Origin of the sequence: Salipaludibacillus aurantiacus, from assembly GCF_900111295.1 — a bacterium.
Taxonomy (GTDB): Bacteria; Bacillota; Bacilli; order Bacillales; family Salisediminibacteriaceae; genus Salipaludibacillus; species Salipaludibacillus aurantiacus.
This window is the reverse complement of the sequence record NZ_FOGT01000005.1, coordinates 39,836-59,853: the sequence shown is the minus strand read 5'-3', so window position 1 is coordinate 59,853 and position 20,018 is coordinate 39,836. Positions and strand designations below refer to the sequence as shown.

General features: G+C 41.8%; 17 protein-coding genes. 3 read left to right on the top strand and 14 right to left on the bottom strand.

The annotated features are described in order from the left end of the window. Positions 1-10: 10 nt before the first annotated feature. The 7 genes from BMW59_RS07365 to zapA all read right to left on the bottom strand — a co-directional run bounded on the left by BMW59_RS07365 (position 11) and on the right by zapA (position 9,599). The gene (locus BMW59_RS07365) at positions 11-1,711 is read right to left on the bottom strand and encodes an AMP-binding protein (protein ID WP_093049614.1); all 1,701 of its coding nucleotides are present in this window, start codon (positions 1,709-1,711) and stop codon (positions 11-13) included. Between the two features lie 185 nt (positions 1,712-1,896). Continuing rightward, entirely contained in the window at positions 1,897-3,588 is a 1,692-nt protein-coding gene (locus tag BMW59_RS07360; RefSeq protein ID WP_093049611.1) for a long-chain-fatty-acid--CoA ligase, read from the bottom strand. A gap of 513 nt (positions 3,589-4,101) precedes the next feature. Further along, complete coding sequence (locus BMW59_RS07350) at positions 4,102-4,509, bottom strand: DUF350 domain-containing protein (protein ID WP_093049605.1); 408 nt, start codon at positions 4,507-4,509, stop codon at positions 4,102-4,104. A 17-nt stretch (positions 4,510-4,526) separates the two neighbouring features. Beyond that, a complete protein-coding gene (locus tag BMW59_RS07345) occupies positions 4,527-6,890 on the bottom strand; it encodes an endonuclease MutS2 (RefSeq protein ID WP_093049602.1) in 2,364 nt (787 codons plus the stop codon). Between the two features lie 20 nt (positions 6,891-6,910). Then, positions 6,911-8,623, bottom strand: a complete 1,713-nt coding sequence (gene polX / locus BMW59_RS07340) for a DNA polymerase/3'-5' exonuclease PolX (RefSeq protein WP_093050366.1) — start codon at positions 8,621-8,623, stop codon at positions 6,911-6,913. Between the two features lie 157 nt (positions 8,624-8,780). Beyond that, positions 8,781-9,323 (bottom strand): CvpA family protein, encoded by a 543-nt coding sequence (locus tag BMW59_RS07335; protein WP_093049599.1) that lies wholly within the window; start codon positions 9,321-9,323, stop codon positions 8,781-8,783. Between the two features lie 18 nt (positions 9,324-9,341). Further along, positions 9,342-9,599 carry a cell division protein ZapA gene (gene zapA / locus BMW59_RS07330; protein ID WP_093049596.1) on the bottom strand — a complete coding sequence of 86 codons (258 nt, stop codon included), beginning with the start codon at positions 9,597-9,599 and terminating at the stop codon, positions 9,342-9,344. A 144-nt stretch (positions 9,600-9,743) separates the two neighbouring features. On the opposite strand from zapA, the gene rnhC reads away from it, so the two are divergent. After that, positions 9,744-10,697 carry a ribonuclease HIII gene (rnhC, locus tag BMW59_RS07325; protein ID WP_093049592.1) on the top strand — a complete coding sequence of 318 codons (954 nt, stop codon included), beginning with the start codon at positions 9,744-9,746 and terminating at the stop codon, positions 10,695-10,697. A gap of 101 nt (positions 10,698-10,798) precedes the next feature. On the opposite strand, the gene BMW59_RS07320 is transcribed toward rnhC, so the two are convergent. From BMW59_RS07320 to BMW59_RS07305, 4 genes are all read right to left on the bottom strand, one after another. Further along, a complete protein-coding gene (locus BMW59_RS07320; protein ID WP_093049589.1) occupies positions 10,799-11,215 on the bottom strand; it encodes a hypothetical protein in 417 nt (138 codons plus the stop codon). A 243-nt stretch (positions 11,216-11,458) separates the two neighbouring features. Continuing rightward, positions 11,459-13,879: a phenylalanine--tRNA ligase subunit beta gene (pheT, locus tag BMW59_RS07315; protein ID WP_093049586.1), complete on the bottom strand. Its 2,421-nt coding sequence runs from the start codon at positions 13,877-13,879 to the stop codon at positions 11,459-11,461. 43 nt (positions 13,880-13,922) lie between these two features. Continuing rightward, positions 13,923-14,957 carry a phenylalanine--tRNA ligase subunit alpha gene (gene pheS / locus BMW59_RS07310; protein WP_093049583.1) on the bottom strand — a complete coding sequence of 345 codons (1,035 nt, stop codon included), beginning with the start codon at positions 14,955-14,957 and terminating at the stop codon, positions 13,923-13,925. A gap of 352 nt (positions 14,958-15,309) precedes the next feature. After that, positions 15,310-16,065 carry a TrmH family RNA methyltransferase gene (locus BMW59_RS07305; RefSeq protein ID WP_093049580.1) on the bottom strand — a complete coding sequence of 252 codons (756 nt, stop codon included), beginning with the start codon at positions 16,063-16,065 and terminating at the stop codon, positions 15,310-15,312. A 161-nt stretch (positions 16,066-16,226) separates the two neighbouring features. Here BMW59_RS07305 and sspI point away from each other — a divergent pair, with 161 nt between their 5' ends. Further along, positions 16,227-16,439: a small acid-soluble spore protein SspI gene (gene sspI, locus BMW59_RS07300; RefSeq protein ID WP_093049577.1), complete on the top strand. Its 213-nt coding sequence runs from the start codon at positions 16,227-16,229 to the stop codon at positions 16,437-16,439. A gap of 109 nt (positions 16,440-16,548) precedes the next feature. Here sspI and BMW59_RS07295 read toward each other — a convergent pair whose 3' ends face one another. The 3 genes from BMW59_RS07295 to BMW59_RS07285 all read right to left on the bottom strand — a co-directional run bounded on the left by BMW59_RS07295 (position 16,549) and on the right by BMW59_RS07285 (position 19,258). Continuing rightward, positions 16,549-17,370: a YitT family protein gene (locus BMW59_RS07295; RefSeq protein WP_093049573.1), complete on the bottom strand. Its 822-nt coding sequence runs from the start codon at positions 17,368-17,370 to the stop codon at positions 16,549-16,551. 207 nt (positions 17,371-17,577) lie between these two features. After that, the gene (locus BMW59_RS07290; protein WP_093049570.1) at positions 17,578-18,657 is read right to left on the bottom strand and encodes a M42 family metallopeptidase; all 1,080 of its coding nucleotides are present in this window, start codon (positions 18,655-18,657) and stop codon (positions 17,578-17,580) included. Positions 18,658-18,757: 100 nt separating this feature from the next. Continuing rightward, positions 18,758-19,258 (bottom strand): dUTP diphosphatase, encoded by a 501-nt coding sequence (locus tag BMW59_RS07285; RefSeq protein WP_093049568.1) that lies wholly within the window; start codon positions 19,256-19,258, stop codon positions 18,758-18,760. A gap of 207 nt (positions 19,259-19,465) precedes the next feature. Between BMW59_RS07285 and BMW59_RS07280 the strand changes: the two genes are divergently transcribed. Beyond that, entirely contained in the window at positions 19,466-19,870 is a 405-nt protein-coding gene (locus BMW59_RS07280; protein ID WP_177174226.1) for a sigma-w pathway protein ysdB, read from the top strand. The last annotated feature ends 148 nt before the right edge of the window (positions 19,871-20,018 follow it).

The window sequence follows — 20,018 nt, the reverse complement described above, 5'->3', positions numbered from 1 at the left end:
CTTTCATACACTAACTCGTTTTTTTCTCTTTTTGTTTTTCTTTTTCCTCTTCAAGCAGCGCTCTTCTCAACACTTTCCCAACCATAGTTTTTGGCAGTTCATCACGGAATTCAAACAGCCTTGGAACTTTATAGGCAGAAAGGTGCTTACGGCAAAATTCATTAAGTTCCTGTTCAGTCACTTTTTTGCCTTCTTTCAGCACGAGAAATGCTTTAACAGTTTCTCCCCTGTAAGGGTCTGGAACCCCGACCGCCACAGCCTCCTGGACAGCTTCATGCTCGTACAAAACCTCTTCAATCTCACGCGGGTAAATATTAAAACCGCCTGCAATAATCATATCTTTTTTGCGGTCTACGATATAGAAGAAGCCTTCTTCATCCATATAACCCATATCTCCTGTAAGGAGCCAGCCGTCATAAAATGTGGCATCAGTGTCTTCCGGACGATTCCAGTATCCTTTCATTACTTGAGGACCTTTAATGATTAATTCTCCAACTTCTCCTGGTTCAGCAGGTTCACCAGTTTCAGCAGACAGAATAGCGACATCTGTATCAGGCCACGGAAGACCAATGCTTCCGTTCGGCCGTTTCCCCCACATCAGGTTAAAATGGGTAACAGGTGAGGCTTCCGTCAGGCCAAACCCTTCAGATAACTTACCTCCTGTTAAATCTTCAAAACGCTGCTGGACTTCAAGTGGTAAAGGAGCAGAACCGCTGATGCACACTTCAATTGATGAGAGATCGTATTTTTGAACTTTTGGATCGTTGATTAATCCAATGTACATCGTTGGTGCTCCTGGAAAAATAGAGACTTTCTGCTTTTCAATCGCCTGCAGTGTCTGTTTTGTATCAAATTTTGGCAGTATAACCATTTTCGAACGGTCCATAACAGAGAAATTCATTCCTACTGTCATACCGTAAACATGGAAAAAAGGCAAAGCACAGAGAATCACTTCATTACCGTGATCTATCTTATGCATCCATCTAATACATTGAGTCGTATTAGCCACAAGGTTGTAATGGCTTAACATCACACCCTTTGCTACTCCCGTAGTTCCTCCCGTATACTGAAGCAAAGCCAAATCATTTTCAGGGTCTATGTCCAGAGGAAGTTCCTCCGTATCGGAGGCTTTTAACAGTTCCATAAAAGAATGGACTTTACTGCTGTAGTTCACTTCTACTTTAAGCCCTGTGTTTCTCTTCTGTATAAAAGGGTAAATCAAATTTTTAGGAAACGGCAGATAATCTTTAATATGTGTAACAATAACATTTTCTAAATTCGTTCTCCCCAGCACATTCATCACCCGCGGGTAAACGAGGTCGAGGCAAATAATTGCTTTTGCCCCTGAATCTACCATCTGGTGTTCCAGCTCCCGTTCAACATAAAGCGGGTTCGTTTGTACCACCACTCCTCCAGCCATAAGAATACCGTAGTAGCTGATCACGGATTGCGGCGTGTTAGCCAGCATAATAGCAACACGGTCGCCTTTTGTTATGCCGAGATCTTTCAGGGCATTGGCAAAACGAAGAGATGAGTCATAAACCTCACGAAATGTCATTTCTTTCCCCAGGAAATGAAGCAAGGTTTTATCAGGCTCTTCTTCAGCCCCATCACGCAGGTAATCTTGCAGTGGCTTTTTCTCATATTCGATATGTTCAGGAATGTCTTCCGGGTAATTCGCAAGCCATGGGCGTTGCAATTCGGCATCCATGTAAGGTCCTCCTTTGGGCTCCTTTCAATTAAGACATTCATCCTCTCTCACTACCATTTTAATGAAATCGGTTACAATTGTGAAGAGTTTTAGGAAAATTTATACTTTTAGTTTTTCTTCTATTAAAATCATTAAAAAGAAGCACCTGCACTCTTTAAGCAGGTGCTTCTTTTTTATTTATTATATCAGTCTTTTTGTGCTTTTTTCTTTTCTTCTTCTACTAATACTCTTCTCAGAATTTTACCTACCATCGTTTTCGGAAGTTCCTCTCTGAATTCATAGAATTTAGGAACTTTGTAGGCAGCCAGATGCTTACGGGCATAGTCATCAAGATTTTCCTCAGTGATCGTTCTTCCTTCTTTAGGAACAATAAATGCCTTAACCGTCTCCCCACGGTAAGGATCTGGAACACCAATTACACAGGCTTCCTGTACATCTTCATGTTCATAAAGAATCTCTTCAACTTCACGGGGATAAATATTAAACCCGCCCGCAATGATCATGTCCTTCTTTCTGTCGACGATATAGAAAAACCCTTCATCATCCATATATCCCATATCTCCTGAAAGGAACCACTCGCCCCGGAAGGATGCCTGGGTTGCCTCAGGACGGTTCCAGTAACCTTTCATAACTTGAGGACCTTTAATGATGATTTCTCCTACTTCATTAGGCTGAGCTTCCTCCCCTGTCTCAGCGGAAAGAATGGCGACATCAGTATCGGGCCACGGAAGGCCGATCGACCCTTGTTTTCTTTGGCCCCAAATCAGGTTGGAAACAGCCACCGGAGACGTCTCAGTTAAGCCGTAACCTTCGACTAAGCTTCCGTTTGTAGCTTCTTCAAATTTTGTCTGGACCTCTACAGGCAGCGGAGCTGAGCCGCTTATACACGCTTTAATAGATGATAAATCATGTTTTTTAATATCAGGATGATTCAACAGCCCGATATACATCGTCGGTGCACCAGGATAAAGAGTGGCCTTATGTTTTTCGATTGCTTTTAGAATACCTTTCGGATCAAACTTAGGAATAATTATCATTTTAAAGCCCATACGGATCCCCAGGTTCATTACCGTTGTCATACCATATACATGGAAGAAAGGCAAAGCTGCAATAATAATTTCTTCTCCCGGCACCATTTCATACATCCACTCTTCACACTGCTGGGTGTTAACCACGAGATTATAGTGAGTCAGCATAACACCTTTAGCAGGCCCTGTCGTCCCACCAGTGTACTGAAGAAGGGCAAGGTCTTCTTTAGGGTCTATGTCCAATGGTATTTCTTCCGCTTTTCCTTTATTTACGATATCTACGAATGAATGAAGCCGGTCACTATACTCCAACTCTACTTTAATGCCTGTATTCTTTTTCTGGATAAAAGGATAGATCATGTTTTTCGGGAAAGGCAGATAATCTTTAATCCCTGTGACAATAATATGCTCCAGAGGTGTTTTTTCTTTTACACTTGCTACACGCGGATAAACGAGATCCAGGCATATCATAACTTTAGCACCTGAATCATTCATTTGGTGTTCAATTTCCCTTTCCACGTAAAGCGGGTTGGTCTGGACCACGATGGCTCCGGCAAGCAAAGCTCCATAATAAGAAATAACAGCCTGCGGAGTATTTGCCAGCATAATAGCGACCCGGTCTCCCTGCTTCACCCCGAGAGATTTCAGCTGGTTGGCAAGCTTTAAAGCCTCCTCGTAAACCTCCTGATAAGTCATTTCCTTGCCCATAAAATGAAGCGCTTCTTTATTAGGGTACCTCTCGGCAGCTCTTTTTAAATAGCTTTGAAGAGTTGCTACTTCATAGTCAATGGACGTCGGGATTTCTTTTGGATAATGCTGAAACCACGGCTTTTCAGTTAATGTTTCCATAACATAACCTCCCTTTTTATCATAACCCTCTCCTTCTAAAAAAGATGTCAATGAAAAGTAAGCGGCACTGTCCTTCTAGTGAACAATCGCTCAGTTGCTTGACCTTTTCATAGGCAGGCATTCTCCTCTTACTGTCTATTGTAATGAAAACGCCTCCAAAAGAAAACACATTTGTAAAAATTTTATGAATTTTTACTTAATAATTATTGGAAATTCATAAGCACTTATATTACCCCTCTGCAGACAAAGCTTTGTACTTTCAGTTCTCTGAGTAGTTGTATCCAAAGAAAAACTCTGCCGGTTAAAAGAAACCAACAGAGCTTAAACTTATGAATAAAAATACTTACAGCTATATTAATTTAGCCAATTTCATAATCAGCAATTAATATTTACAGAGCCTTCTCTTAAGCAAAGAATATGATATAGACCACACCGGCCATCATAAACCCGGCACAAAGAACAATCAGCACTTTCCATAAAGTTTCCATTAAATATACCCCTTTAATTCAGAGATCAGTCTATACTGGCACCTATCACATAGGAGAGAGAGACCGATAAAACAAATGATAATAGACCTACTGCCCGGTTATCGTTTTTTAATTCTTCGTCAACTTTAAACCCGGGAGATAAGAACTCGTAAATAAAATATACAAATAACAAGAGTATAAAACCGAAGGCTCCCCATCCAAGCATAGCCAGAACTGTATCATTTGCCATAATTGAATGGCGGAAAACATTGGCTATACCGAACACTTTTCCGCCTGTCGCCAGCGCTACAGCCAAGTTGCCCCGTCTGATTTCCTGCCAGGTCCCGTATTGTGTCACCCACTCAAAAATGGCCAGAGAGAGAATGATACTAAGGACCACGATGCTGTAGACACCGGCCGTATAAATATAGTCATGTGTAAAGATGGCTTCCATGCTGAAGTCCTCCTGGATTATTTAAGTGACACAACCGTTACGCCAGACCCGCCTTCTCCCTGGGTCCCCATACGCGTTTCCTGAACATTCCGATGGTTTTTCAACAGCTCCTGTACGCCTTTTCTTAACGCCCCTGTTCCTTTACCATGAATAATGGACACTTGATGGTACCCGGCCAGTACAGCGTCATCTAAATACTTTTCCACGTCCATCATAGCATTTTCATACCGTTCCCCGCGCAAATCCAGTTCTGTTTTTACATGTGCTTCTTTTCCGCGGACAGCAGCCAAAGGTTTTGTTTCTACTGCTTTAGGGCGGTTGATATAGAGAAGGTCATCTTTCTTCACTTTCATTTTCATCATACCAAGCTGTACATAGTATTCTTTATCATTAACTTTTTCTGCAATATAGCCTTTCTGGTCAAGGCTGACCACTTTCACTTCATCCCCTGGAATAAGTTTGTCTACTTTTGGCTTTTCCCTTCTTGGGGCAGGCTTTTTCCTGGTGCCTGCAAGGTTTGGTTCAGCTTTTTCCAGGCGTTTTTTAGCATTTATCAGCTCATGGTCTTTAATATTAGGGTTATTTTTTTGAATTTCCCGAAGCTCTGCAATGATCTGTTCAGCTTCCTCTTTTGCTTTTCTGACTGAATTTGCAGCTTTATCTTCTGCAGATTGAAGGACCTTTTGTTTCTCTTCTTCCAGCTTTTCCATTTCGGCTGCGAGCTCACTGTGAAGCCTTTCGGCATCAAGCCGAAGTTCTTCTGCTTCGCTGACATCTCTCTCAGCTTTCTTCCTGCTGTCCTCAAGTGATGAAATCATTTGTTCCATTTTATTTGAGTCAGCTGTTATATGGCTCTTCGCTTCCTCGATAATCTTATCAGTTAAGCCAAGCCGCCTGCTGATGGCGAATGCATTACTTCGTCCCGGGATCCCTATTAACAGACGGTAGGTCGGCCTTAAAGTTTCCACATCAAATTCTACGCTTGCATTCATAACGCCTTCCCGATTATAAGCATATCCTTTTAGTTCACTGTAATGAGTGGTAGCAATCACTTTAGCTCCCACATTATAGACATGATCGAGAATTGAGATGGCAAGTGCAGCCCCTTCTGTAGGGTCTGTCCCGGCTCCTAATTCGTCAAAGAGGACAAGAGACTGAAAATCTACCTCATTCATAATTTGCACAATGTTTGTCATGTGAGAAGAAAATGTACTTAAACTCTGTTCAATAGACTGTTCATCCCCGATATCCGCAAATATTTTTTGGAACACGGCAGCCGATGATCCTTCTTCACAAGGAATTTGCAGACCAGACTGGGCCATAAGTGTTAACAGTCCGACTGTTTTTAGAGTCACCGTTTTTCCCCCTGTGTTCGGTCCTGTAATGACTAAGGAAGAAAAGTCCCCTCCGAGCTCTACATCAATTGGTACTATTTCATCGTTTGGAATAAGAGGATGACGGGCTTTCGTCATTTTAATAAATCCGCCTTCGTTTAACTTTGGCTGGATTCCTTTAATTGAGTCGCTGTAAAACGCTTTAGCAAAAATAAAGTCCACTTCGCTCATAATGGCGACTATATCTGCCAGCTCTTCAACATGCTCGCTGATTCTGGCTGAGAGCTCCTGAAGAATACGCTGAATCTCCTGTTTTTCTTTCACTTTCGCTTCTCTCAGCTGATTATTCAGCTGAACGACCGCTTCAGGTTCCACAAACAAAGTAGCTCCCGAAGCAGACTGGTCATGTACCATTCCTCCAAAATGGCTGCGGTACTCCGACTTTACAGGAATTACATAACGTTCATTTCTAATAGTAATAATGGCATCTGAAAGCATTTTTCTTCCGTTTGAAGAGCGGGTGATGCTTTCCAGTTTGGAACGGATACCTGATTCGTGGGAACGGATTTGCTGCCGGATTGACCTTAGAGCAGCACTTGCTGAATCCAAAACACCGCCATTCTCATCTATAGCCTGGTTAATTTCCCGTTCCAGGTCAGTAAGCGGAACGATTCCGCTGACTAAATCAGGAAGGATCGTGAGTTCGATCTCATCTTCTATCAGAGATTCCACAAAACTTTTGAACCGGCGGCTCCCATAAATGGTTGAGGAAATATCCAGTAATTCTTTTTCATTCAGCAAGCCTCCGATTTCCGAGCGTTTAATCGAAGCACGGATATCCCTAATGCCTCCAAGGGGGGCCTGCCCTTTCAGCCGGATGACTTTAGCCCCTTCGTAGGTCCTTTGCTGAGCTTCTTTTATATATTCAAAGTTGAAAGACGGCTGTAAATCTTTTACCCGTTGTTTCCCTAACGAAGAACTGGCAAATTGAATCAGCTGGTCTTTCATTTTATCGTATTCTAATATACGGCAAACCCTTTCGATCACTGGGGCGCACCTCCTGCTTTCTATCTGTTTTTCCAAATAAGTTTTTTAAAACGGTCAGCCGGCCACGTATTAACAACTGTTTCTTGTTTCAACCAGCCTCTTCTTCCGGTTTTTATCCCGAGTGTCATGTAGTCGAGCATATCAAACCTGTGGGCGTCGGTATTTATACTTAGTTTCACGCCTTTATCCTGAGCCTTTTTCAGCCATTCTGCAGATAAATCAAGACGATGAGGGTTGGCATTCAGTTCCAGAATTGTACCTGTTTCCTTTGCCACCTCCAGTAACCGTTCCATATCTACAGGATAACCTTTACGGCGTCCAATCAGCCTCCCTGTAGGATGGGCTATCATGGCAACATGGGGATTGCGGCAGGCATTTTCGAGCCTGTCCATAATTTTTCTCTCACTCTGTTGAAAAGAGGAGTGAATGGATGCAATGACAAAATCGACTTCTTTTAGTACCTCATCAGGATAATCCAAGGTGCCATCAGGTAAAATATCCATTTCCACGCCTGTAAAAATAGTGAAATCTTTCATAGACTCATTCAGTTCACGAATTTCCTCATGCTGTCGTTTCAACCTTTCTGCTGTCAGGCCATTGGCAACTTTTAAATACTCCGAGTGGTCTGTAATCGCCATATAATCATAGCCTTTATCTCTGCAGACGTTTACCATTTCTTTAATCGACTGGGCACCATCGCTCCAGGTCGTATGCATATGGAGATCAGCACGGATGTCATCTTGTTCGATTAGCTCATACTTCTCATCGTAACGCTCCAGCTCATCCATTCCTTCCCGCAGTTCCGGCGGAATATACGGCAAACCAAAGTGGGCAAAAAATTCTTCCTCTGTAGAAAAATGATGCTCGGTCCCCGTATCCTCTTCTACACCATATTCACTGATTTTTTCATCACGTTCCTTAGCAAGCTGGCGCATAAGGACATTATGATCTTTTGAACCGGTGAAATGATGGAGCGTTGTTGCAAATGATTCGTCTTTAACCATTCTGAAATCAACAGGCACGATGATATCTCCGTATTGAAGTTCCAGACTCACTTTCGTATCTCCATGTCCGATAATTTCTGTAATGTGATCCATGGAAACGAGCCTTTTACCAACAGTCTTTGGATCTTCAGTGGAAATAATAAAATCGAGGTCTTTTACCGTTTCTCTCCCCCGGCGAAAACTGCCTGCTAATTCAAATCTTTCAATTTCATCTATACTGGCTAAACGTTGCCTCAAGTCGAAGGCGGCAGGCAACACTTGAGCGAGGGCCAGTCTGTCCGGGCGTTTTCCGAGTTCTTCCAAAGCTTCGAGGATCTTCTGTTCAGTTTTTTTTCCAAACCCGTCCAGCTCTTGAACTTGGCCTGCTTCACAAGCCTTCCTTAAGGTCCCGGCGTCGGTTACTTCTAATTGCTGGTAAAGCTTTCCGATTTTCTTACCGCCTAATCCCGGAAGTTTGAGTAATGGGAGCAGTCCATCTGGAATCTCTTTTTCCAGCTCTTTAAGCAGAGAGGTTTCACCTTCTTCGAGTAAGTCGTTTATTATACCAGCTGTCCCTTTACCGATACCTTTAAGTTTTGATGGATCTTCAATTTCAGAAAGCGGCCTTTCATCCCGTTCCAGAGCCTGTGCGGCTTTACGGTAAGCAGAGACGCGGAAAGCATTTTCTCCTTTAATCTCTAAATAGACAGCTATACGTTCCAATGCGTTCAAAACATCTTTTTTATTCATTTGACTCATGCTATTCACCTCGCTGAGTTTTTCTTCCAATCGCTTTTTTCCTTCTTCATCATAGCCAATTCGTCTGCTTATCTGCAAGCAGAAGGAGTTAAAGTGACATGGCTTCTTCCTTTCTTTAAAAGAAAAACCTCCCGTCCATGACGGGAAGTTAATTATTTCTTCCTTCTATCCACAATTCTTTCAACTCATTTGAAATGATAGGAGTGTATTCAAAAATCATTTGCGCAAAAGTAGAATTTTGGAGTGCAGCCTGAACGACATCCACTTGAACTAATGCTGCTATATGCAAGAGAATAGTAATCATCACAAGTCCTTCAAGAAATCCGAGCAGCCCCCCGAGCCATCCATTAATAAAGCTCAGGACCGGAATGTGAGCCACAAAATCAAATAACGACGCAATGATCTGCATAACAATCTTAGTCAGGAAAAATATAAGTGCGAAAGCAATCCCGTTATAGTAAACCATTTCCATGCTAAACGAATCAACGAGAAGGTTAAGTTCCTCTCCTTCACCGAATTGCGGGAATGGCACCCACAGTCTTATATAATGTGCGACATCCTCGTAATAGAGATAAGCTACGATAAAAGAAACCACCAGGCCCAGAAGATGCATTAACTGCAGAATAAATCCCCGGCGGAAACCGACAGAAAAACTGATAACTAATATTATAAACAAAAACAAACTGAGCATCTTTAAGTCCTCATCTTTCTATTCTTCTTCCATTTTTTTTAGAACATTTAAATAATCATTACCAATATTTACTGCTGTTAGAACAGCTAATTTGGTAGAATCCAAATACGGATTATGTTCTTTCAACTCTTTCATTTTCCCATCAATGAGTTCAGCAATGGCTCTGACCTGCTCTGAACTCTCTTCACCGACGATGGTATATTGCTGGTTATAAATCGTCACTTCTGTTCGACGTTTTTTTTCTTCTTCTCCCACCAATAAGCCCCCGTTCGTCATAGAAATCCTAATTTATATCATAACATGTCACATCGTGGATGAAAATATAAATGTTATTTCCTTGTTAGAGATGAAAATTACTATTATATTGTCTATACTGTTTAAGGAACTGTTTTAAAGAATACAGGAAAGGCGGCTCAGTTTATGAGTTATGAAGTTTTAAAAGTTCAAAAAAAAGATCTGGCAATGTTAAAGAAGCATTATATGTCTTCCTTAAAGGAAAAAACCCCGCAAGGTGCGGTTTTTGCTGCGAAAACCGGCCACTGTAATATTACCGCCTATCAATCTGGGAAAGTCCTTTTTCAAGGAAAAGGCGCCCCCTCCGAAGCTGCCAAGTGGAAAGGTAAAGAAGGAGTAAAAACTGACAAAAAAAAACCTGTGAAAAAAACAGGATCGGCCCGGGTGGACAATCATTCATATTATCCCCCGGATAAAATTGAAGAAAAAATCGTATTAGGAAGTGACGAAACAGGAACCGGGGATTATTTCGGACCTGTAACTGTCGTATGCGTCCATTTAACAGAAGAGCAAATGAGCACGATTGACAGCTGGGGTGTGCGCGACTCAAAAACGATTAAAGATGAAACCATCAGAGAGCTTGCGCCTCGTTTATTAAAAGAATGCACTTACAGCCTTCTCGTTTTAAATAATGAAAAATATAACCGTATGCAGGAACAAGGGATGAACCAGGGACAAATGAAAGCCCTTCTCCATCACCAGGCGATTGAAAATGTGATGGAAAAATGCAAAGAAAAGGGCCTCCACTATGAAGGAGTTTTAGTAGACCAGTTTGTTTCCCCGGATGGTTACTTTAAATACCTGGCTGCTAAAAAAAAAGCATGGATCTCTGAAAAGCCTATTTACTTTGCAACTAAAGCTGAAGGGCTTCATCCTGCGGTAGCAGCAGCTTCTATTCTCGCACGGTATTCTTTTTTACAGGAGATGGATAAAATATCACAGCTATTAAATACTCCTGTCCCTAAAGGAGCAGGCCCTCACGTCGATAAAGCGGCGAAGCAGATCTTATTAAACAAAGGGAAAGACACCCTCTATAAAGTGACGAAATGGCATTTCTCAAATACTCAGCGGGTACTTTAGCGTTCATATAAAATGCCACACTGAAATTATTATTTTTATTAAAAAGACATCGGAACACATTTAAATAGTGTTCCGATGTCTTTTTGTTTCTTTTCTCATTCTCAGTCTCTTTTCTTTAATAAAAGCTTATGTGTAAAGTTTTCATACAGAATTTCATCCCAGACAGGCTTTCTCGCTTCAATGGTCACTGTCTCAGGTAAATCATTAACGTGAGGAAGAATAGAATTAAGCTTCTCCAGAAACTCTTCATTTGTCACCATGGAATCCATTACTTCCTGATGTTCCCTGCTTAACACTCCGCAGGCTATTTTATCTTCCATACAAAAAGCACACCGTTTTACAGCCATGAGGGAAGACAAATCATGTGTAATAAAAGAATTGGCTACCCAAATGTTTCTTTTAGCCGCATATACTATATCTGTTGCATATTCCATAACAGAGTGATCCACCTTGAAGATCACATTCCACGCTAATGGCTTTTCCTCTTTCATTCTGACAATAGACGTCACTTTAAACATATATCTGTTCCTTCCTTAATCTGGTTCTCTCTTTATTGTCGTAAAAATGAGTGAGCGTTGCAACCGTCCTATAGCATGAATTTTAAATTAGTTAAAAACAAGCTCTTTAAAGAACGTGCGCCTGTCAGAATGAAATCACTACTTTTACCAAAAAGAACATCGGGACAAAATACGCTTAATTTGTCCCGATGTCTTTAGGGTTCTATTCTTTTGACTTAAAAATTTTATCCCCGCTCTTAAGGATCAAGCACGCAGTTTGGCTCCAAGTTTTTCTTCTAACGCTTGAAGGACTTTTGTATGGACTTCAGTTACTTCTTCCTCTGTCAACGTTTTTTCACGGTTCTGGTACCGAAGAGAAAACGCGAGAGACTTTTTCCCAGGTTCAAGGTTTTCCCCTTGATATAAGTCAAAAACAGACACTGAACTTAAAAGGCTGCCTCCATGGGCCACAATTACTTTTTCCAGTTCTTCTGCTTTTATATCTTCCTCAACTACCAGAGCTATATCCCTGTCCATCCCAGGATAGCGCGGGATCGGTTCATAACGGACAGCTTCTGCCGGGAAGCTCATAAGAGTACTGAGATCCAGTTCAAAAACATATGTTTCAGGAAGCGACCACTCTTTCGCTGTGGCAGGGTGAAGCTGCCCGAGAACACCGGCTTCGGTTCCGTCAATATAAAGAGAGGCAGTTCGGCCAGGGTGAAGGCCTCTTGTTTCTGACTGTACGAAACGGATCTCTCCAGTTATATTTAATTCTTTCAAAAGCCCTTCTACAATTCCTTTTAATACGAAAAAGTCTGCAGGTTTTTTCTCACCTTGCCAGCTGTGCTCCTGCCATAATCCCATCAGCGCACCGGCCAAAAATGTTTTTTCTTCAGGCTGGACGGTTACTGTCTCTTCCTCTGTATGGAAGACAGTCCCCATTTCATAAAGAGACACATTATAAATGTTTCGGTTTTTATTATAACTCAAATCATCCAGCAAGTGAGGAATCAGCGTTGTCCGTAAAGCGCTTCTTTCTTCACTCATAGGTAAGGCAACTTTCACACGGCTTTTAGACTCTTCTTTAAAATACGCTTCTTTTTCTGCTGTTGTTAATGAATAATTTACCGCTTCAAGCATGCCTGCTCCTTCAAGAAACCGGCGGGCTTTTCTTTTTTTCAGCTGTTCAGCCGTCAGACCTCCCGGGGTAGAAGGGGTGTTAGGCAAAGTTACCGGGATATTATCATAACCGTAAAGGCGTGCTGCCTCTTCAACAAGGTCTGCTTCAATAGAGATATCCTGGCGTCTTGTAGGAACTGTCACAGAAAACTCGCCGTCCTTCTCATCAATCCCAAACTGAAGCTGATCAAAAATTTGAGATACTTCTTCGGCAGTCATATGCGTGCCAAGGACACTGTTAATTTTATTTAAAGTAATCGTTACTTCTTTTTTATTCTTATTTAACTCATCAAATTCCACCGGGCCTTCAAGGATTTCTCCCCCGGAAAGCTGTTGGATCAGTGAAGCTGCCCTTGCTCCTGCTTCGGCTACGCTGTTAGGATCAACACCTTTTTCGAAGCGTACGCTTGAGTCACTGCGCAATCCCAGGTCACGGGAAGCTTTCCTGACAGAGGCAGGGCTGAAATAAGCGGCCTCCAGTAAAATATTTACAGACCCATTCTCAACTTCAGAAGTCGCTCCTCCCATCACACCAGCAAGAGCTACAGGGTCATTCCCGTTTGTAATAACAAGGTGGTCGCCTGAAAGTGTTCTTTCTGTATCGTCCAGAGTGACTATTTTCTCTCCATCAGCCGCCCGTCTGACTACGACTTCCTCAGACCCAAACCTGTCCAGGTCAAAAGCATGGAGGGGCTGTCCGTACTCGAGAAGGACATAATTAGTGATGTCCACCACGTTATTAACAGGCCTTACTCCTGCTGCCATCAGCGCCGTCTGCAGCCAAAGGGGTGATTCGCTTATTTGAAGTCCTTTTATAACATTTGCCCCATAATAAGGGTTATCCCCGGAAGCCTCGACTTTAACTGAAATGTGATCGCTCGCTTTTTCTTTAGAGGCTACAATGGCAGGCTCGGGAACATTAACCTCCCGTCCCAGAATAGCTGCTACTTCGTAGGCTACCCCTATCATACTTAAGCAGTCGGAACGATTAGGAGTTAGATCCAGTTCGAGAACGGTATCATCCAGCCCAAGCGGTGCCATTGCGTCTTCCCCAGCAATCATTTCCTGTGGAAAATTAAAGATGCCTTCACTATATTTCTTTGGAACGACTTTCCCTTCAAAACCCAGTTCCTGTAATGAGCAAATCATTCCTTCTGAAACCTCTCCTCGAAGTTTTGCCCGTTTGATCTTCATTCCTCCAGGGAGGCGGGCACCTACTCTTGCTACAGCTACAAATTGCCCTTCTCCAACGTTACTGGCTCCACAGACAATCTGCACTGGATCACTTTCTCCAACATCTACCTGGCACAGATTCAATTTATCAGCTTGAGGATGCTTTTCACAAGTCATCACTTTCCCGACAACAAGGTTGGTGATGCCTTCACTTAACGAGTGAACAGCATCTACTTCTACCCCGCTTCTTGTCAGTTTTTCGGCAACATCAGCCGGTGTTAAATCATCCAGGTTAACATATTCTTTCAGCCATTTATATGAAACTAACACTTCATTTCCTCCTTTAGATTGCTTTGATCCCTTTCAGTTTTAATTAAACGCGGGTAAACTGGTTTAAAAACCGTTTATCATTCGTATAGAAATGACGAATATCGTCAATTCCGTATTTCAGCATGGCAAACCGTTCTACCCCCATGCCAAAAGCGAACCCTGAATATTGGTCCGGATCAAATCCGCCCATTTTCAGCACATTTGGGTGTACCATTCCAGCTCCCAGCACTTCAATCCATCCAGTTTGTTTACATGTCCGGCAACCTTTGCCTCCGCACATTGCACAGGAAATATCAAGTTCGGCCGATGGCTCGGTAAAAGGGAAAAAGCTTGGACGGAGACGAATGTCCCGCTCTTCTCCAAAATATTGTTTAACAAATGTAGCAAAAATTCCTTTTAAATCACTCATGCGGATTCCTTCATCAACGACAAGACCTTCTATTTGCATAAACTGGTGCGAGTGGGTCGCATCATCTTCATCACGTCTGTACACTTTCCCAGGACAAACGATTTTCACAGGACCCTGGCCTTCATGTTTTTCCATCGTTCGTGTCTGAACCGGAGAGGTCTGCGTTCTTAACAAGAGATCTGAAGTGATGAAAAAAGTGTCTTGCATATCCCTTGCCGGATGATGTTTAGGCAGGTTAAGCGACTCAAAATTATAATAATCCGTTTCAACTTCGGGACCTTCTGCTACATTAAAGCCCATACCTATAAATACGTCTTCAATGGTTTCAACAACAGAGGTTAACGGATGGCGGCTCCCTTTGGAAACAGGACGGCCAGGCAGCGTCACGTCGATACTTTCTTTTTTTAACTTTTCAAGCATAGCCGCTTCTTCAAAGGCTTTTTCTTTTTCTTCAATATAACTTTTTACAGATTCCCTGACTTCGTTCGCTTTCTGTCCTACTTTTGGGCGTTCCTCAGCAGAAAGTTTGCCCATTCCCTTCATGACTTCGGTAATTGGTCCTTTCTTTCCTAAATAGGCAACGCGCACTTCTTTTAAATCATTTAAGTCCTCTGCTTCAGCAACTTTTTTCATGGCTTCATCGTGAAGCTCCTGTAGACGGTCTAACATAATCTTCCTCCTCTAACTAATGTATATTTGAGGCAAACAAAAAGAGCCTCCCCCCTTAGGTAAGGGACGAAGGCTCGCGGTACCACCCTTGTTAATACGCCGGAATTCAACTGGCGGATTCACTCATTTAAGAAGATAACGGCCTTCCTGCCGGATCACCTTTTCGGGGAGTGCCCTATTCCGGTGTCGACTCCGGAGTGAATTCGGCCGTTGTCCCATAGAAGTGCTTCCAGTCTGCGGCACTTCCTCCCTAAATGGGATGAAAATCGGCGTACTACTCTCCATCGCTGTCTTTTCAAGTCATATATGTTGAATATTATATAAGGTTTATAGCAATTTCGCAAACGGAAATTTAATTTTCTCTTAAATGGTACAGTAATATTCCTGTCGCAATGGCTACATTTAATGATTCTGCTTCGCCAAAGATGGGAATATACAAGTTCTGGTCTGTCTGTTCAAGCAGTCCGGGATTTACTCCACTGCCTTCATTACCGACAATAAGTGCAAACTTCTTCTGGGGCTGAATGGCTGTGTAGGTACTGCCTTTTAAGCTGGTTCCAAACACAGGCAGTTTGTTTTCTTTACAGATTTCCACTGCTTCTTCAAGATTCATTTTTTGAATCGGCAAATGAAACAGTGATCCTTGAGTTGAACGAATTACTTTCCCATTGTAAGGGTCGGCAGTTCCCTGACCAAGAACAACTCCGGACATCCCTGCAGCGTCAGCTGTACGGATCATCGCCCCTAAATTTCCAGGGTCCTGTACAGCATCTATAAATAAGTATTTTCCGTCATCCAAAGGAAGGTTTTCTTTCTCAGGCTGTTCACAGACTGCTACAATCCCCTGGGGTGTTTCCGTTTCTGCTAATTCTTTCATCACCCGGTCTGTGACATAGACTTTTGTAAGCTCTTTAACATTCCACTCTTCAGGCATTTGACGCCCTTCCTGGATGACTAAGTCCTTTATGTTTAACTGGGATTTTAACGCTTCTTCAATTAAATGTTTTCCTTCAATCAAGAAAAGGCCTGATTTATCTCTTTCTTTTTTAGTATGAAGTTTTTTCCATGCTTTAATTTTTGCGTTTTGAGCTGACTCAATAATTTCCATAAAAACTTCTTTCCTTTCATCTCAGAACTTGAGGGGGTGGAACAAAAAGCCTCCTGAAATTTTCAGGTTACATATTCATTACAGGTTTTATCCATACTATAACAGAATTAACAAATCAAAACGATTTAATTCTCTATAAATTAAAAAAGGAGAAATGTAAAATGACTACTAACTTTAATTTGCGCGGGGCTATCTTACAAAATGTCTCAGGAAGCAGCCAACAAGATGTAGAGGCTACGATCGTTGATGCTATTCAAAGCGGAGAAGAAAAAATGCTGCCTGGATTAGGAGTATTAATGGAAGTCTTCTGGAAAGAAGCAAACGAGGAAGAAAAACAGTCTATGACTGAACGTATTTCAAAGGGATTGCAATAAGTCACTACAGAGATCCTTGAAGCAACTTTAGCTTCAAGGCTTTTTCTTTTTCATCTAAACTAAAACTCCGGTAAAAAGATGAAACAGGGGAGCGGGGAGACAGGAAACTTCAGTCCCTCCTGAAGTTTCCCATAACTTCCATGCTTTCACTGACACTGACAAACGCCTGCGGATCGATCTCTTTTAATATCGGCCTGATAATTGCCAATTCATAACGGGTAATGACTGTGTAAAGGACTTTCTTTCTTTCTCCTGAATATGCTCCCTGTCCTTCAATAACCGTAATCCCCCGGACTAAATTCGCAAGGAGTTCTTTTTTAAGCTCATCTCCTTTGCTTGTCACTACCATTAAGCTTAGTTTAATGTGGCGGGTGTGCACCCGGTCAATAACTAGCCCTGTTATATAAATAGAAAGCATCGTATAGAGCGCGAGTTCCCAGGCGAAGAAAAAACCTGAAATAAAAACAACAATACTGTTGAGGGCAAAAATAAGCCCTCCTAAAGGAACGTCCCATTTTTTTATCAGGACGAGACTGACTACATCAAATCCTCCGGTGGAACTGTAAAAGCGGATGATAACCCCGATAGCCGCCCCGGCAATAACGCCGCCAAATACTGCAGATAGCAAGGCATCCTGGGTGACTTCAATTATAGGAATATAAATTAAAGCAATAGACGTTACCACAACAGAGAAGACACTGTTTCCAATGAACTCTTTCCCCAGTTTCATCCAGCCTAAAATTAAGATTGGAATATTTAACAGGACAATCCAGTAACCGGTATTGACCGGAGTCATAAGGCCAAATACCATCGCAAGCCCTGTTACCCCACCGGTAAGTACTTCGTGGGGAAGAAGGAAAAAGTTAAAAGCAAAAGCGACTACTACTGAGGAAATAAAAATAATCGTAAGACGAAAAATTCTAGATTGCATATATACACCCCAAACTTTTAATAGTATAAATAGTAAAAACACTTAGTGAAGTATAATAATTTCATACGACAATCGTCAATAAATAATCATAATTCTTATGTATACATGAGGCATACCCCTTCATCGCCACAAGAAAAACCCCTGTTTGTAAAACAGGGGAATCGGTAATCTGACAGCCGCTTTTATCATTCAGCGCCTTCCAGGTATTTATTCAAATGTAATCTGATCAACCGTCTTCCGGTCCATTTTCTTAATAACCTCAACGATCAGCTGCACTGCGTTCTCAAAATCATCGCGGTGAAGAATAGCTGCATGAGTGTGGATATACCGGGTTGCAATTGTAATAGATAAGGCCGGCACTCCATTTGCTGTTAAGTGAATCGCTCCTGAATCCGTTCCGCCTCCAGGGACTGAATCAAACTGGTATGGAATCTCTTTTTCATCCGCAGTATCAGTAACGAAATCGCGGAGGCCTTTATGGGAAACCATGGACGCATCATACATAATAATCTGAGGACCTTTCCCCATCTTAGCAAGTGCGTCTTTTTCAGTCACACCTGGTGTATCTCCAGCGATCCCAACGTCTACTCCAAAACCAATATCCGGCTGAATATAGTGGGCAGATGTACGGGCGCCGCGCAGGCCTACTTCTTCCTGGACTGTTCCTACACCATACACGGTATTTGGATGATCTTCATCTTTTAATCGGCGAAGTACCTCAATAGCAATCGCACACCCAATCCGGTTGTCCCAGGCTTTTGCCATAAGCATTTTTTCATTTTTCATTACAGTAAACTCACAAACCGGTACGACAGAGTCTCCCGGGCGAACACCAAATTCTTCTGCTTCCTCTTTACTCGATGCCCCGATGTCAATAAACATCTCTTTTTTGTCGACGGATTTTTTTCGGGCTTCAGGAGGTAATATATGCGGCGGTTTAGAACCGATCACCCCTGGAATGTTCCCTTTGCGGGTCATCACTGTTACACGCTGTGCGAGCATTACCTGCTCCCACCAGCCGCCGACAGGCTGGAATTTAATAAAACCCCGGTCATCGATATGTGTGACCATAAAGCCGATTTCATCAAGATGCCCTGCCACCATAATTTTTGGTCCATCCTGAACAGTGCCGGTTTTTTTAGCTATCAAACTCCCTAAATGGTCTGTCTCCACACTTTCGGCAAATGGTGCTATGTAGTTTTTCATTACTTCACGCGGTTCTCTTTCATTTCCAGGTATCCCATTAGCGTCTGTTAAATCTTTCAGCATCTTTAACATTTCTTCCATTAATAGTGCCTCCCTTTATTTTCAAAAAATTATGTACTTATCTATTATAACTATAAAAAAACGTTTTCTCAATTTTTTTCGTAAAACGAAATACTTTTAGTCAGTACCCTTCATCCTGCCTGTGCCGGTTGACTTCATTTTTCTGTTCATAGGAACGAACAATATCCTCTGGTCCAAAACCAAGCTCAGCTCCAATTTTTAAATAATTTGAAAACAGTCTTTCATAGGCTTCCTTTGTCTCTTCTTTTCTGAGGGTAAGCAAGTCTTCCATTACCGTAAAAAAGCTTTTTACAAGGCAGTTTTCTGAAGCCTTATTCAAGACAGGGTAATGGATGCTAAATTCGTTATCTAACCCATATTCAATTCCAACCGACAAAAGAAAATGAATACCATCCACATATTCCTCTAAAATAATCTCATCTTCTGACGGGCCTTTTCCGCTCCAAAACTTAAAACTCCTTGTTTCATTTGCCAGCTCTGCAAGTTCTACTTGAAAAGCCATAAGTTTTCTTTCAAGCAAAGGTTCACTTTCCAGGCCGTTTTTTGCCTCAATATAACGGTCTAATTTCTTCTGCATCATAAATAATTCTGTAAAATCCATTCTCATACACCTTCTTCTTGTTTCTTCTGTAAAGATTAACTATACTTTAATAGTAAAAAGTTTTGTTTGCCAACTAATATTTTATATTTTATGAAACCTTGTGCTTTTTCCAATCGTAGCATATAACAAGACAGGTTTCATATCTCGTTTTTTTTTATAAATAATCAGGGAATCTTATTAAAAAGACCCTTTGAAGGAGAGATGATCATGATCACCGTGATCCTATTTCGCATATTCCTCCTCATAGCTGTAGGAATTATAATCTTCAGTGTTATTAAGTATTTATTTGATCCGCGCCGTAAGCTGGAAAAGGCTTACCGGGATGGCCGTTTTTATTTATTAGACGAGCCGGATAACGTACGCAAAAATGTATTTTTCACTTTTGGCAGCGCCATGTTCGAAGGGGAAAAATTTCTTGGGGCAACAGATGACTCTTTCGAAGTCACTTCTATTATTGTCAGAACAGAAGATATCAATCAGCTCCAAGGTTTAAGTCGCCGGGATTTTAAATTTATTGAAAAAGAACTGCTTTTGCGTTATCCAAAAGCAGTAATCGAATGGAGAAGTCCCATTAATGATTTACTGAAACGGCTGGAGCGCCAGGGAAAGTAAAAGGTGCAATGAGAACATTTAAATAATTGCTTTTACGCGAAGCCGTTTAGTGCCTTCGCGTTTTTTTTGATTAGACGACCTGAGTACAAAGCGAAAAATCCGAAGAATTATTAAGATATTTCTTCGGATTTCTTTAGGTGCCTATTCT